Origin of the sequence: Bradyrhizobium sp. F1.4.3 (genome assembly GCF_040548375.1) — a bacterium.
In the GTDB taxonomy this organism is placed as follows: Bacteria; Pseudomonadota; Alphaproteobacteria; order Rhizobiales; family Xanthobacteraceae; genus Bradyrhizobium.
In genome coordinates, this window is sequence record NZ_JBEPRN010000002.1 from 571,425 (window position 1) to 585,146 (window position 13,722).

Below are 13,722 nucleotides of genomic sequence, written 5' to 3' on the forward strand. Positions count from 1 at the left end.
TGAGAAAGTGGCCATTCACATTATTGACAGGCGCCTGAATCCAGGCGGCAAGAGTCTTGAGAACCGCCAGCGGTTCTTGCGTCGGGCCAAGTCCCTGGTGCAGGGCGCCGTCAAGAAGACCTCGCAGGAACGCGACATTAAGGACGTCTTGGAGGGTGGTGAGGTCACGATACCGCTCGACGGCATGCGCGAGCCGCGCTTCCGCCGTGAAGGCGGAACGCGCGACATGGTGCTGCCCGGCAACAAGAAGTTCATCGAGGGGGACTATCTCCAGCGCTCCGGCCAGGGCAGCGCCAAGGATTCCGGTCCCGGCGAAGGCGACAGCGAAGACGCCTTCCGCTTCGTGCTGAGCCGCGATGAATTCGTCGATCTCTTCCTCGACGATCTCGAGCTGCCCGATCTCGCCAAGCGCAAGATCGCGCAGACCGAGAGCGACGGCATCCAGCGGGCCGGCTATACCACCTCGGGCTCGCCCGCCAACATCTCGGTCAGCCGGACAGTGCGGCTCGCGCTTGCGCGCCGCATCGCGCTCAAGCGTCCCCGCAAGGACGAGATCGAAGAGCTGGAAGCCGCGATCGCCGCGTGCACCGACGAGGACGAGCGCACCGAGCTTCTCGCCCAGCTTGAAAAGCTGAAGGCGAAATCGAAGCGCATTCCCTTCATCGATCCGATCGACATCCGCTATCGCCGCTTCGAGACGGTGCCCAAGCCGGTTGCGCAGGCCGTGATGTTCTGCCTGATGGACGTCTCCGGCTCGATGTCCGAGCACATGAAGGATCTCGCCAAGCGTTTCTACATGCTGCTCTACGTGTTCCTGAAGCGCCGCTACAAGCATGTCGAGATCGTCTTCATTCGCCACACCGACCGTGCCGAGGAGGTCGACGAGCAGACCTTCTTCTACGGTCCGGCGTCCGGTGGCACGCTGGTCTCCAGCGCGCTCCAGGCGATGTACGAGATCGTGCGCGAGCGCTTCAATCCGTCGGACTGGAACATCTACGCCGCGCAAGCCTCCGACGGCGACAATTCCTATTCCGACGGCGAGCTCACCGGCATGCTGCTGACCGACAAGATTCTCCCGGTCTGCCAGTTCTTTGCCTATCTCGAGGTCGGGGAGTCCGGCGGCAGCGCCTTCGATCTCTCCGACTCCTCGCTCTGGACCCTTTACGACCGCCTGCGCAACAGCGGCGCACCGCTCTCGATGCGCAAGGTCAGCGAGCGCAGCGAGATCTTTCCGGTGTTCCACGACCTGTTCCAGCGCCGCGAAACCCAGGAGAAAGCCGCTCCATGACGGAACGCTTGTTCGAAGGCGCGGATTGGGATTTCCACACCTTGCAGCGTATTACCGACGCCTGCGAGGAGGTGGCGACGAACGATCTCGGCCTCGACGTCTATCCGAACCAGATCGAGGTCATCACCGCCGAGCAGATGCTGGACGCCTACTCGTCGGTCGGCATGCCCTTGTTCTACAAGCACTGGTCGTTCGGCAAGCACTTCGCCTACCATGAGGCCTCCTACCGCAAGGGCCTGATGGGGCTCGCCTATGAGATCGTGATCAACTCCTCGCCCTGTATCTCCTATCTGATGGAGGAGAACACGGCGACGATGCAGACGCTGGTGATTGCGCATGCCGCCTTCGGCCACAACCACTTCTTCAAGAACAATTACCTGTTCAAGCAGTGGACCGACGCCGACGGCATTCTGGACTATCTCGATTTCGCCAAGAACTATGTGATGAGCTGCGAGGAACGCTACGGCCGCACCGAGGTCGAGCGTACGCTGGATGCCGCGCATGCGCTGATGTCGCACGGTATCGACCGCTATCCCGGCAAGAAGAAGCTGGATCTGCGCGCCGAGGAAAAGCGGGCAGGGCGCCGCCGCCAGCATGAGGAGGAGGTCTTCAACGACCTCTGGCGCACCGTGCCCAAGGGCGCGTCCAAAACCCGGTCTGCGCTGAGTATCGAGCGGCGCCGCAAGCTGCTCGGCCTGCCGCAGGAAAACCTGCTCTACTTCCTGGAGAAGAGCGCACCAAGACTGGCGCCCTGGCAGCGCGAGCTGTTGCGCATCGTTCGCCACATCGCGCAATATTTCTATCCGCAGAGCCAGACCAAGGTGATGAACGAGGGGACGGCGACCTACGTCCACTATCGCATCATGACCAAGCTGCACCAGCAGGGCCGCATCACCGACGGCAATTTCCTCGAATTCCTGCAATCGCACACCAACGTGGTGTTCCAGCCCGAATTCGACGATCCGCGCTTCTCCGGCTTCAACCCCTATGCGCTCGGTTTCGCAATGATGCAGGACATCGAGCGTATCGTCACCAATCCGGCAGACGAGGACCGTGAATGGTTCCCGGATATCGCCGGCAAGAACGACGTGATGGGCGTGCTGCGCGACGTCTGGGCCAACTACCGCGACGAAAGCTTCATCGCGCAGTTCCTGAGCCCCAAGCTGATGCGGCACCTCCGCATGTTCCATCTGCACGACGACCCCGAGGAGCGCGCCGGCATCCGGGTCGATGCCATCCACGACGAGCGCGGCTTCCGCCGCGTCCGGCGCGAGCTGGCGCGGCAGCACGATGTCGGCTACATCGACGCCAATATCGAGGTCGTCGATGTCGACCTCTCCGGCGACCGCCGGCTGATCCTGCACCACCGTGTCATCAAGGGCTCGCAGCTCAACGAGACCGACGCCAAGCGGGTGCTCCAGCATCTCGCCGATCTCTGGACCTATGACGTCGCACTGATCGAGGTCGATGCCAACGACAAGGTGCTGCGGGAGTATGTCGTGAGCCCGCGTCCGATCACGGCGGCGGCGTAGCGCCGCCGCCTAGGCCGAACCTTTGGTCGGCTTCTTCTTGGCCTTGGATGTGTTCAAGGCCGCAGCGGCGCGGATGAGCGCCTTCAGCGCCTTCTCATTGATTTTTGCCCCCTCGGGAAAATCGATCGCGCGCCTCACATTTCCGTCGAGGCTGGAATTGAACAGGCCCGCGGGATCATCCAGCGCCGCGCCCTTGGCAAAGGTCATCTTCACGATGGCCTTGTAGGTCTCGCCGGTGCAGATGATGCCGTCGTGCTCCCACACCGGGACGCCGCGCCACTTCCACTCTTCCACCACGTCAGGATCGGCGTCCTTGATGAGACCGCGGATTCGCCCGAGCATCTCGCCGCGCCAGTCGCCGAGCTCCTTGATCCTGCCGTCGATCAGCCTGGAGGCTGAGACTCCGTTCGTTGCGTCCGTCGCGCCGCTCTTCTTTGCCGTCACGGCCTTCTTCATGATCTCGCCTCGCTTGATGCACCGCTACGCCGGCCCACATAGGGCAGCGCGAACAGATATAGCCCGGTCGCGAGCAGCGGAATCAGCGGGACGAAGGCCAACAGCCCGATCCAATTGGCCTGGACCTGCAGCGTCAGGGCGACGATGTTGGCGATGACGGCGAGCGTGAAAGCCATCGACAGCCAGCGATGGATCTGTCGAATCCACATGTTCGAACTCAATGGGACCTCCTCTGGGATATGATCGGAATAGGAAGGCTGTCGAGCTAGTCTGCCCGCGCCAACAGCTCGTCCAGCTTCGCAAAAAACTGCTTCCAGCCGGCGTGCGCGCCGCCATAGGCCTGCTTCTGGCTGGGACGGAAGCCCGCTTGCTCGACGCGCAGATGCGTGCCGGCGCCCGTCGGCGTGAGCGTGAATGTCACCACGCTCTTAAGGTCGTAGGCCGCGTCCTCATGCGTGAAATTCCAGGTGTAGGCGAGCGATCGCTGCGGTTCGATGGCGAGGACCTCGCAGTCCAGCACGCCACCCCATTCGCCGCGAAGATTGAAGCGGTGACCGACGGTGGGCTTGAAGTCGTTCTTCATCAGCCATTCCTCGATCAGGTGCGGCTGTGTCAGCGCGCGCCAGATCCGCTCCGGCGGAAAGGCAAATTCGCGCTCGATGGTCACGGAACGCGTCTCGGTCGCAGCTTCGGTCATTGGTCCATCCTCTTCAGGAGATCGTCGAGGGCATCGAGCCGGTTCTGCCAGAACCCGGCCATCTGGCTGGTCCAGTCGATCAGCGGATTGAGCGCGCCGGGCTGCGCGCTGTAGTGCGTCTGGCGTCCCTCATGGCGGTCGCGCACGAGGCCAGCCTGCTTCAGCGCGCCGAGATGTTTTGAGACCGCCGGCTGTGAAACGCCTGATAGCGCCGTCAGTGCCCCGACTGTCTGATCTCCGTCGCGGCACAGCCGCTCGAAGATCGCCCGCCGCGTGGGGTCGGCGAGCGTCCTGAACAGCAGATCGTGAGCGGCGGACATGCGAAATCCATAACCAATAAGTTATGGATTATTCATAACCGTAGAGTTATGGGTAAGTCAAGCGCGATGCAGATCAGTTGGGAAGTGGGGCCCACGGGCTCCCCCTTACCTCTCCCGCTTGCGGGAGAGGTCGACGCGAAGCGTCGGGTGAGGGCTCTCTCCTCTTGGAGGTTCTCGATTGCGGAGACACCCTCTCCCCGACCGTCCCCCGCAAGCGGGGGAGCGCACCTTTTTCGCAGTAATCTGCCTATGGCCGCAGATAAAGATAGCCCTGCGACTGAAGCTCGGCCAAGCGAACCACGCCGCCTTTCTCCGCACTGACGAAGCCGGGCAGCAGATCCGTCAGCGTGATGTTCTGCGCCTTCATCGTGTTGCCGCAGGCGGCAAGCTCGACGCCGTCCTTGGAGAAGTCGACCACGCGCTTGCTGATATCGGGGTTGGCCTGCGCCGCGTGAAACGCCTTCAATGCCGGCCCGTGAATCACCAGCGCGATCGTGACGTGATCGGGACCGCCGACGCCGTCGATGTGGTTCTGGATGTTGCCGAGCACGAAATTGACCTTCTCGGCGTCGCTGAGATGGTAGACGACCTTGAGCTTGTTGCCTGCGTTGGCTTCCGTCGCGGCCTTTGCACCACGTGCGGCGAACATCGCACCCAGGGCCGAGGCCGTGCTCCACAGAATATTGCGTCGGTTCATGATGACCTCCCTCGGCTGCATGGTTGGTTGGGGTGGCGGTAGCGTCGTGCGCCGGATCATGCGCCTGCTTTTGCCGGACACATATCACTTGTGGCGGAGCGCCGCGAGTTCCTTGCGGTCGGTCACGAGCGAGGCGCACTCGCTGCTGTCGGTGCGGTCGAGGCGAAAACTCCTGTCGTCGGCGCCGCCGACCAGCGATCGTTCGGCATCATCATCCGGCTTGTTGTTCTGCCAGACCCTGACCCGTTCGAGCCGCACGATGGCGGACTTGTCGTCCTTCGCGAGCGCAACGCCGATGCCGCCGCCCTCGCAATCGACGCCGCAGCCGAGGCGAACCTCGTTGCCCTCCCTCACGAACACCGCGTGGTGACAGGAACCGCTGGAGTCGAAATCGCCGCTGCGATGGCGGTATCTGAAGCCGAGCCGGAACGAATTGTGGAGCTGCTTGTCTTCCTCATCGGCCTCCGCCGAGACCAGCAGCTTCATCGAAGCGACCTTCTGCTTCGGATGCCGCGCCAAATGGTCGGCATCGTAGCGGCGGACGAAACAGGCATAGGCCTTGTTGCCGGGTGCGCCCGCATACATGCGCGCGTTGAAGGTTTCGGCGTCGGCCTTGCTGGCCTCGCGGACGTCGTCGGCCTCCTCGGCTCGGGCGACGCCGATGAACGCGGCAAGGGCAAGCGGAAGGACGAGGGCAAGCTTCATGATCGCACCGAACGCGTGAGCCGTTGACGGCCCGCATCGGGACGGCGGGGGCCGACTGGCGGTTAGTCGCAGGCGACGTGCCGCGCGTTCAAGCGGACCTGTGTCGCACTCCTGTGGGGAGCCTCGCGCAAGGTTCCACCCTTAACATTTTAGAAGGACGGGCGTTGATGAACCCCAGGTTGTTGCAAAGGACTGGTGGCGGTCGAACATGTCCGTAGGTCAGAACTCGCCTAACCTTGCGATCGGCTATTCCCGGGTACGGCTGCTGAAGCTCTTCGGGGCCGGTCTGCTGCTGACGCTGCTCTGTGCTGCGCTCGCATTCAACTGGCACCTCGGCAAGAACATCACCACGTTCCAGATCGCGGCCTGCTATGTCGGCGTGGCGTTTTTCGGCCTTGCCACCTGCAAGATGCTCTGGACGTTGATCTCCTCCAGGGAGCCGGTCGTCTTCATCAGCCGTGTCGGCATCCGCGACACCAGGCTTGCCGACGAGACCATCGCCTGGAGCTCCGTGCGGGACATCTTGATCTGGCAGCATCGCACCCAGACGATCGTGGTGCTCAAGGTCGATCCCCTTGTCGCCGAGCGATTCGCCGGGGGCTTTCTGAAGCGCGTATTGTCGCTGATGAACAGGGCGCTTGGCGCCAACGGCGTGATCCTCAATGCGGGTGGATTGACCATGGACGCCGAAACATTGTTCGATACCTGCAAGCAATATTGGGCTGCCGGCCGATCGGCCTATCCGGGGCGCTCCATGGCGGAGCCTGAGCCCGAGCCTGTCAGCTAGAGCGCGATATGTTTGGCAGAACCGGTGCAGGCCCAGACCTCACAACACCCTCTCCCCGCCGGGGAGAGGTAATCGCCGATGCGGCCAACGCGTCACCGCAAGCTGGCGTTGAACTTGTCCAGCACTGCCGGGCCCGGGCAGAGCGTGTCGGCTTCCGCGGAGCCGAGACGGACGCTCGGTGCGCTGCCTTAGTCGCAGGTTGGACCAGGAAGGTTCAAGCAAACGTAGGGCCGTCGCCCCTCTGGAACTCGATGTCGAGATTCCTTCGACATTGTCCGAGTTCGGCAATGTGATAGCCTTCACAGACGATTGCTTCTCGAAGTCGTAGAGTGGGGCTGCCTCTAGCAAGTTTGTGGAGTGCCCCGCAATGGGCGAAATTCGCAACTTCAGACCCGGAAATCAGGATGGGCCGCCTCCACACGGCCCAATACCACGTCGTCTCGCGGCTATCATCGTCGGTGACATCGCCTCCTACAGTCGCCTGATGCAGGCCGACGAGGAGGGCACGCATGTCCGCGTCAAACGGATCGAGCGGGATCTCATCCAGCCCAGCATCCTCGAGCACCACGGAAGTCTGGTGAAGACGACGGGCGATGGCTTCATCGCGATTTTCGACAGTCCCGTCGAGGCCGTTCGATGCAGCATTGTCATCCAGCAGAATCTTATCGGCCGCAATGCCTCGATTCCGAAGGATTCCCGGATCGAATACCGAATTGGCGTCAATCTCGGTGATGTCATCGTTGAGCCGGACGACGTCTACGGCGACGGCGTCAACATCGCCACACGCATCGAGGGCATTGCCGAGCCCGGTCAAGTCTACATCTCGGGCGCGATCTACGAGCAGATCAAGCACAAGGTGGTGTGCGGCTATGAATCGCTCGGGGATCGCAAGGTCAAGAACATCACGGATCCCGTGCGCGTCTATCGCGTGCTGCCGGACGCAGATGCCGTCGGCACGACGCGCGGCCGGCGCGAGAATACCTTGATCTTTCTCCTGGGCATCACGCTGCTCGTCATCGCCACCGGCGTGCTCTGGTATCTGCTGGTGCAGCGGCCCGGCAGGGTAGGCGAGCAGGCTGCCACGCCGACCGCCTCTCCGGCCGCATCACCGATCCCGCAGCCGTCACCGCGCGAGGCGGCGACACAGACGCCGCAACCGTATCCCTCACTGGCGTCGGCGCCTGCGTCGCCCACTCCGGCGCCCAGTCAGCCGACAGCGGCACCGGTCCATGAACCCGAAATGATCGCCATACGCGGCGGCAGCTTTGCGATGGGAAGCAACGATGATCCGACCGAACGTCCTGTCCACCAGGTCACGGTCAAGCCATTCTCGATCGGAAAATATCCGGTGACGGTGCATGAGTGGAACGAATGTGCCGCCGCCAAGGCGTGCGGATTCACGGCCACCGGTAAGGACGATGCGCCAATCACCAATGTGAGCTGGACCGACGCACAGCAATATGCCGCCTTCCTCGTGCAGACGACGAAGAAGCCCTACCGGCTCCCAAGCGAAGCCGAATGGGAGTATGCGGCGCGCGGCGGGACGTCGACAAAATATTGGTGGGGCGACAAGCCCCAGCAGGGCATGGCCGGGTGCAAGGACTGCGGTGACGCCGTGGCCGAGCAGCCGGCGAAAGTCGGCAGCTTCAAGCCCAATCCTTTTGGTCTCTACGACATGGGCGGCGGCGTCGACCAATGGGTCGAGGACTGCTGGCACAAGGCCTATCAGGGCGCGCCAAATGACGGTTCGGCATGGAGCGGTGGGGACTGCGGCTCGCATGTCCTGCGCTCGGGCTCCTGGAAGAACGATTCGAGATACGTACGGCCGTCCAACCGCGACGGTTACGATACCAATGTTCGTTACCCGACGCATGGATTCCGCGTCGCGCTCAGTCCTTAACTGCCGGAGTAGATTCGATGCAAATGCTTCGCTGCGTTGCGCTGACGGCGGTGCTCGCATTGCTCCCGGGCATGGCCTTCTCGCAGGGTAAGCCTGCTCCAAAGGATGCAAAGGTCTATTTTATCACCCCCTATGACGGGCAAAGGGTGCGCGGCGGATTCCTGGTCCGGTTCGGATTGCGCAACATGGGTGTGACGCATGCCGGCGACGAGTACCAGAACGCCGGCCACCATCATTTGCTGATCGACGTCAACGATCCCATCGATCCGAAGGAGCCGATCCCGCAGGACAAGTCGCATCTGCATTTCGGGGCGGGGCAGACCGAAACCCTCCTCGACCTTCCGCCCGGGACCCACACCCTTCAACTCGTGCTGGGCGACGCGAAGCACTATCCTTTCGATCCGCCTGTCGTGTCGGAGAAGATCACCGTGCGCGTCAGGCCTCAGCGCGGCAAATGATCACCGCAGGCTGGCGTTGAACTTGTCCAGCGCCGCCGAGCCCGGGCAGAGCGTGTCCGCCTCCAGCGAGTTGAGCGGCGTCTCGACCGTGTTGAGATGCGCGTGCATGTCTTCCGCGTCGGGGTCGACATAGAGCAGGCCGGTGACGATCTGGCCTCTGGCGGCGTGCTTCTGGAGGAAGGTCTGGGCGCCCAGCCGGTCGTGCGGATCGTAATCGGCGTCGATCTTGCGCAGCGCTATCTTGCTGCCGTCGTGCTGCTCGACCACCTGCACCGTGCCCGGGGCATAATCGACCGCGATCGGATCGCGGCCGACCAGCACGTCGAGCCGATTCACCGCGTCATTATGCTCGCGGACATAGTCGAAACTCTTGGTCGAGCCGGCGTGATTGTTGAAGGCGATGCAGGGGCTGATGACGTCGATGAAGGACGCGCCCTTGTGGCCGATCGCGGCCGCGATCAGCGGCACGAGCTGGCTCTTGTCGCCGGAGAAAGAGCGCGCGACGAAGGTCGCGCCCAATTGCAGCGCGATCGCGACGAGGTCGATGGCGTTGTCGGTATTGGTCACGCCCTTCTTGGACTTCGAGCCGCGGTCGGCGGTCGCCGAGAACTGGCCCTTGGTCAAGCCGTAGACGCCGTTGTTCTCGACGATATAGGTCATGTTGACGCCGCGCCTGATCGAATGCGCGAACTGGCCGAAGCCGATCGAGGCGGAATCGCCGTCGCCGGAGACGCCGAGATAGATCAGGTCGCGGTTGGCGAGGTTGGCGCCAGTCAGCACCGACGGCATGCGGCCGTGCACAGAGTTGAAGCCGTGCGAATTGCCGAGGAAATAATCCGGCGTCTTCGACGAGCAGCCGATACCGGAAATCTTCGCCACCCGGTGCGGCTCGATCGAGAGCTCATAGCAGGCCTCGATGATCGAGGCCGTGATCGAGTCATGGCCGCAGCCGGCGCACAGCGTCGAGATCTTGCCCTCGTAGTCGCGATGCGTGTAGCCGAGCTCGTTCTTCTTCAGCCCGGGATGATGGAATTTCGGCTTTGCAATGTAGGTCATGACACGGCCTTGCGGAGCGGGGTCACCTTGAGGTGATCCTGGTGGTCGCCAATGGCTTTTGCGATGTAGCGGGCGGTGATCGGGGTGCCGTCGTAATGCACGATCGGCACGAGGCGCACCGGGTCGATGCCGTTCTCGTTGACGATGAGCTGGCGGAGCTGGCTGTCGCGGTTCTGTTCGACCACGTAGACGAAATCGTGCTCGGCGAGGAAGCTCGCCACGCTCGAGTGGAACGGGAAAGCGCGGATGCGCAGGCGATCGAGATGGTGCCCGCGCGCCTCTAGTAACCCGATCGCCTCGTCCATCGCGGGCGAGGTCGAGCCGAAATAGATCACGCCATACTTGGTCGGCCGTTCCGCATTGGCCTGCAGCGGCCGCGGCACCAGGTCCTGCGCGGTCTCGAATTTGCGCACGAGACGCTGCATGTTGTCGGCGTAGACCGAGCCTTCCTCGGAGTAACGCGCATAGCGGTCGCGCGAAGTGCCGCGAGTGAAGTAGGAGCCCTTGGTCGGGTGCGTGCCGGGATAGGTGCGGTAGGGGATGCCGTCGCCGTCGACGTCGAGATAGCGGCCGAAGTCGCGCCCCTCGTCCAGCATCTCCGTGGTCATCACCTTGCCGCGGTCATACTGCTTCGCGTCGTCCCACTTCAGGGGACGGCTGAGACGGTGGTTCATGCCGATATCGAGGTCGAGCATCAGGAAGATCGTGGTCTGGAGCCGCTCGGCGAGGTCGAAGGCGGCGGCTGCGAACTCGAACGCTTCTGCGGGATCTTCCGGGAACAGCAGCACATGCTTGGTGTCGCCATGCGAAGCATAGGCGCAGGCGATGATGTCGCATTGCTGGGTTCGGGTCGGCATGCCCGTGGAGGGGCCGGCGCGCTGGATGTTCATGATCACGGCCGGGATCTCGGCGAAATACGAGAGGCCGATGAATTCCGTCATCAGCGAGATCCCGGGGCCGGAGGTCGCGGTGAAGGCGCGCGCGCCGTTCCAGGACGCGCCGATCACGATGCCGATCGAGGCAAGCTCGTCCTCGCCCTGCACGATGGCGTATTTCGCCCTGCCCGTTGCGGGATCATGCCGGAACTTCTTGCAGTGAGCGGTGAAGGCCTCGGCCACCGAAGAGGATGGCGTGATCGGATACCAGGCACAGACGGTGGCGCCGCCATAGACGGCGCCGAGGGCGGCCGCGCTGTTGCCCTCGATGAAGATGCGGTCGCCGACCTTGTCGGTCTTCTTCACGCGCAGCCCGATCGGGCATTTCAGGTTCTGCAGCGCCCAGTCGCGGCCGAGATGCAGCGCATGAACGTTGGAGGAGAGCAGCTTCTCCTTGCCCTTGTACTGCTCGCCGATCAGCTGCTCGATCAGCTTCGGGTCCATGTCGAGCAGCGCCGAAAGCGCGCCGAGATAAATGATGTTCTTGAACAGCTGGCGCTGGCGCGGATCGGTGTACGTCGAGTTGGTGATCGCGGTTAAGGGGACGCCGATCACGGTGATGTCGTCGCGGAATTTGGTCGACGGCATCGGCTTGGTAGAATCGTAGAACAGATAGCCGCCGGGCTCGATGCCGGCGACGTCCTTGTCCCAGGTCTGCGGGTTCATCGCCACCATCAGGTCGATGCCGCCGCGGGCACCGAGATGGCCCTCTTCCGTCACCCGCACCTCGTACCAGGTCGGCAGGCCCTGGATGTTGGAGGGGAAGATGTTGCGCGGTGACACCGGCACGCCATGGCGCAGGATCGCACGCGCGAACATTTCGTTGGCGCTGGCCGAGCCCGATCCGTTGACGTTGGCGAAGCGGACGACGAAGTCGTTTACGCTGCTGATCGGCTTTTTGTCGGACATGATGATCCCGCGTCAGTCATTTCGATGAAATACTTCTGCATGTCCCAGGCTCCAGTGGGACAGCGCTCGGCGCAAAGCCCGCAATGCAGGCAGACATCCTCGTCCTTCACCATCACGCGTCCGGTCTTGAGGTCGCTGGAGACGTAGAGGTCCTGGTCCGGATGCGGTGACGGCGCCTTCAGGCGTTGGCGCAGATCGGCTTCCTCGCCATTTTGCGTGAAGGTGATGCAGTCCATCGGGCAAATGTCGACGCAGGCGTCGCACTCGATGCAGAGCGAGGTCGAGAACACGGTCTGGACGTCGCAGTTCAGGCAACGCTCGGCTTCGCCGAGCGCCAGCTTGACGTCGTAGCCGAGCTCGACCTCGGTGCGGATGTCCTTCAGCGCGATCACCTTGTCGCGATGCGGCACCTTGAAGCGCTTGTCGTTGGAGATGTCGTTGTCATAGCTCCATTCGTGGATGCCCATCTTCTGCGAGGAGACATGCACCTCCGGCAGCGGGCGCTCGGTGATGTCCTCGCCCGAGAGCAGTTTGTGGATCGACAACGCGGCGTCATGGCCCTGCGCCACCGCCCAGATGATGTTCTTCGGGCCGAACGCGGCGTCACCGCCGAAGAACACTTTCGGGTTGGTCGAGACGAAGGTCTTCGGATCGACCTTGGGCATGTGCCATTTGTCGAACTCGATGCCGCAGTCCTGCTCGATCCAGGGAAAGGCGTTCTCCTGGCCGACCGCAACCAGCACGTCGTCGCATGCGAGGGTCTGGTCCGGCTCGCCTGACGGCACGAGATTGCGGCGGCCCTTGGCGTCGTATTCGGCCTTCACCTTCTGGAAGGTGACGCCGGTCAGCTTGCCGTTGTCATGGATGAAGGCGACGGGGACGAGGAAGTTGAGGATCGGAATGTCCTCGTGGATCGCGTCTTCCTTCTCCCAGGGCGAGGCCTTCATCTCCTCGAAGCCGGAGCGCACGATCACCTTGACGTCCTCGCCGCCGAGGCGGCGCGCGGTGCGGCAGCAGTCCATCGCGGTGTTGCCGCCGCCGAGCACGATCACGCGCTTGCCGATCTTGTCGGTGTGGCCGAACGACACCGACGACAGCCAGTCGATGCCGATATGGACGTGGGCGGCTGCCTCTTTCCGACCGGGAATGTCGAGCTCGCGGCCACGCGGTGCGCCTGAGCCGACGAAGATCGCGTCATACTTCTCCGCAAGCAGCGCCTTCATGCTCTCGATGCGATGACCGCCCTTGAAGTCGACGCCGAGGTTGAGGATGTAGCCGGTCTCCTCGTCGATCACCGAATTGGGCAGGCGGAATTTCGGGATCTGCGTGCGCATCATGCCGCCGGCTTCCGGGTCGCCGTCGAACACGGTGCAGTGATAGCCGAGCGGCGCGAGATCGCGCGCCACGGTCAGCGAAGCCGGGCCGCCGCCGACGAATGCGACGCGCTTGCCGTTTTTCGCGGAAGGGCGCGGCAGGCGCTGCGTGATGTCATCCTTGAAGTCAGCGGCAACGCGCTTCAGGCGACAGATCGCCACCGGAGTTTCCTCCACGCGTCCGCGCCGGCATGCCGGCTCGCAGGGACGATCGCAGGTGCGTCCCAGAATTCCGGGAAACACGTTCGATTTCCAATTGATCATGTAGGCGTCGCTGTAGCGGCCTTGGGCGATCAGTCGGATGTATTCGGGAACCGGGGTGTGCGCAGGACAGGCCCATTGGCAATCGACCACCTTGTGAAAGTAGTCGGGGGCCGCGATGTCGGTCGGTTTCATTCCTACCCTGTCCGCACAGGCTCAAAGACCCGGCGGCCTTGTCTTGAGCCTGTCGAACGCTTAACGCGCGGCGATCTGGTTTCTGAATGACGTCATTGGGTTAGCTTATTAGAACCACTCCGAAGTACAACGGCAAATTTTCGCGATTGACCGCTTTCATGGGAGCTGCGCGCGCACAGCATTAACGGCCGCACGTAGTGCGCGTGCGGTGCA

14 protein-coding genes are annotated in these 13,722 nt (G+C 62.9%); 5 read left to right on the plus strand and 9 right to left on the minus strand.

The window, feature by feature from the left end; all coding sequences use genetic code 11:
* Positions 1-13: 13 nt before the first annotated feature.
* Together ABIB73_RS10120 and ABIB73_RS10125 are read left to right on the plus strand one after the other, a co-directional pair.
* Positions 14-1,288, plus strand: coding sequence for a YeaH/YhbH family protein (locus ABIB73_RS10120; RefSeq protein WP_354224267.1), 1,275 nt, complete (start codon positions 14-16; stop codon positions 1,286-1,288).
* Entirely contained in the window at positions 1,285-2,820 is a 1,536-nt protein-coding gene (locus ABIB73_RS10125; RefSeq protein WP_354223552.1) for a SpoVR family protein, read from the plus strand. The genes ABIB73_RS10120 and ABIB73_RS10125 overlap by 4 nt, the downstream gene beginning before the upstream one ends.
* A 9-nt stretch (positions 2,821-2,829) precedes the next feature.
* On the opposite strand, the gene ABIB73_RS10130 is transcribed toward ABIB73_RS10125, so the two are convergent.
* The 6 genes from ABIB73_RS10130 to ABIB73_RS10155 form a co-directional block, all read right to left on the minus strand.
* The gene (locus tag ABIB73_RS10130; protein ID WP_354223554.1) at positions 2,830-3,276 is read right to left on the minus strand and encodes a DUF1801 domain-containing protein; all 447 of its coding nucleotides are present in this window, start codon (positions 3,274-3,276) and stop codon (positions 2,830-2,832) included.
* Positions 3,273-3,485, minus strand: coding sequence for a hypothetical protein (locus ABIB73_RS10135; protein WP_354223556.1), 213 nt, complete (start codon positions 3,483-3,485; stop codon positions 3,273-3,275). Before ABIB73_RS10135 ends, ABIB73_RS10130 begins: the two co-directional genes overlap by 4 nt.
* A 56-nt stretch (positions 3,486-3,541) precedes the next feature.
* Positions 3,542-3,973 carry an SRPBCC family protein gene (locus ABIB73_RS10140; protein ID WP_354223557.1) on the minus strand — a complete coding sequence of 144 codons (432 nt, stop codon included), beginning with the start codon at positions 3,971-3,973 and terminating at the stop codon, positions 3,542-3,544.
* A complete protein-coding gene (locus ABIB73_RS10145) occupies positions 3,970-4,293 on the minus strand; it encodes an ArsR/SmtB family transcription factor (RefSeq protein WP_354223559.1) in 324 nt (107 codons plus the stop codon). Before ABIB73_RS10145 ends, ABIB73_RS10140 begins: the two co-directional genes overlap by 4 nt.
* A 247-nt stretch (positions 4,294-4,540) precedes the next feature.
* Entirely contained in the window at positions 4,541-4,990 is a 450-nt protein-coding gene (locus ABIB73_RS10150; protein ID WP_354223561.1) for a DsrE family protein, read from the minus strand.
* An 84-nt stretch (positions 4,991-5,074) separates the two neighbouring features.
* Entirely contained in the window at positions 5,075-5,695 is a 621-nt protein-coding gene (locus ABIB73_RS10155) for a hypothetical protein (RefSeq protein ID WP_354223563.1), read from the minus strand.
* 208 nt (positions 5,696-5,903) lie between these two features.
* Between ABIB73_RS10155 and ABIB73_RS10160 the strand changes: the two genes are divergently transcribed.
* The 3 genes from ABIB73_RS10160 (at position 5,904) to ABIB73_RS10170 (ending at position 8,840) form a co-directional block, all read left to right on the plus strand.
* Positions 5,904-6,482 (plus strand): STM3941 family protein, encoded by a 579-nt coding sequence (locus ABIB73_RS10160; protein ID WP_354223565.1) that lies wholly within the window; start codon positions 5,904-5,906, stop codon positions 6,480-6,482.
* A 367-nt stretch (positions 6,483-6,849) separates the two neighbouring features.
* Positions 6,850-8,382, plus strand: a complete 1,533-nt coding sequence (locus ABIB73_RS10165) for an SUMF1/EgtB/PvdO family nonheme iron enzyme (protein WP_354223567.1) — start codon at positions 6,850-6,852, stop codon at positions 8,380-8,382.
* A 17-nt stretch (positions 8,383-8,399) separates the two neighbouring features.
* Complete coding sequence (locus ABIB73_RS10170; RefSeq protein ID WP_354223569.1) at positions 8,400-8,840, plus strand: DUF4399 domain-containing protein; 441 nt, start codon at positions 8,400-8,402, stop codon at positions 8,838-8,840.
* Here ABIB73_RS10170 and ABIB73_RS10175 read toward each other — a convergent pair whose 3' ends face one another.
* From ABIB73_RS10175 to ABIB73_RS10185, 3 genes are read right to left on the minus strand one after another with little or no spacing between them, the layout of a single operon-like run.
* Positions 8,841-9,896: a 2-oxoacid:ferredoxin oxidoreductase subunit beta gene (locus ABIB73_RS10175; RefSeq protein ID WP_354223570.1), complete on the minus strand. Its 1,056-nt coding sequence runs from the start codon at positions 9,894-9,896 to the stop codon at positions 8,841-8,843.
* The gene (locus tag ABIB73_RS10180; RefSeq protein WP_354223571.1) at positions 9,893-11,740 is read right to left on the minus strand and encodes a 2-oxoacid:acceptor oxidoreductase subunit alpha; all 1,848 of its coding nucleotides are present in this window, start codon (positions 11,738-11,740) and stop codon (positions 9,893-9,895) included. The genes ABIB73_RS10175 and ABIB73_RS10180 overlap by 4 nt, the downstream gene beginning before the upstream one ends.
* Positions 11,710-13,509 carry an FAD-dependent oxidoreductase gene (locus ABIB73_RS10185; RefSeq protein WP_354223572.1) on the minus strand — a complete coding sequence of 600 codons (1,800 nt, stop codon included), beginning with the start codon at positions 13,507-13,509 and terminating at the stop codon, positions 11,710-11,712. The genes ABIB73_RS10180 and ABIB73_RS10185 overlap by 31 nt, the downstream gene beginning before the upstream one ends.
* Positions 13,510-13,722 lie beyond the last annotated feature (213 nt).

Bases quoted from the DNA above. Each gene is read 5' to 3' on its own strand.
- ABIB73_RS10155 (WP_354223563.1), bottom strand. From the start codon at position 5,695: ATGAAGCTTGCCCTCGTCCTTCCGCTTGCCCTTGCCGCGTTCATCGGC.
- ABIB73_RS10180 (WP_354223571.1), bottom strand. From the start codon at position 11,740: ATGTCCGACAAAAAGCCGATCAGCAGCGTAAACGACTTCGTCGTCCGC.
- ABIB73_RS10160 (WP_354223565.1), top strand. From the start codon at position 5,904: ATGTCCGTAGGTCAGAACTCGCCTAACCTTGCGATCGGCTATTCCCGG.
- ABIB73_RS10145 (WP_354223559.1), bottom strand. From the start codon at position 4,293: ATGTCCGCCGCTCACGATCTGCTGTTCAGGACGCTCGCCGACCCCACG.
- ABIB73_RS10130 (WP_354223554.1), bottom strand. From the start codon at position 3,276: ATGAAGAAGGCCGTGACGGCAAAGAAGAGCGGCGCGACGGACGCAACG.
- ABIB73_RS10185 (WP_354223572.1), bottom strand. From the start codon at position 13,509: ATGAAACCGACCGACATCGCGGCCCCCGACTACTTTCACAAGGTGGTC.
- ABIB73_RS10175 (WP_354223570.1), bottom strand. From the start codon at position 9,896: ATGACCTACATTGCAAAGCCGAAATTCCATCATCCCGGGCTGAAGAAG.
- ABIB73_RS10135 (WP_354223556.1), bottom strand. From the start codon at position 3,485: ATGTGGATTCGACAGATCCATCGCTGGCTGTCGATGGCTTTCACGCTC.
- ABIB73_RS10125 (WP_354223552.1), top strand. From the start codon at position 1,285: ATGACGGAACGCTTGTTCGAAGGCGCGGATTGGGATTTCCACACCTTG.
- ABIB73_RS10140 (WP_354223557.1), bottom strand. From the start codon at position 3,973: ATGACCGAAGCTGCGACCGAGACGCGTTCCGTGACCATCGAGCGCGAA.
- ABIB73_RS10150 (WP_354223561.1), bottom strand. From the start codon at position 4,990: ATGAACCGACGCAATATTCTGTGGAGCACGGCCTCGGCCCTGGGTGCG.
- ABIB73_RS10170 (WP_354223569.1), top strand. From the start codon at position 8,400: ATGCAAATGCTTCGCTGCGTTGCGCTGACGGCGGTGCTCGCATTGCTC.
- ABIB73_RS10165 (WP_354223567.1), top strand. From the start codon at position 6,850: ATGGGCGAAATTCGCAACTTCAGACCCGGAAATCAGGATGGGCCGCCT.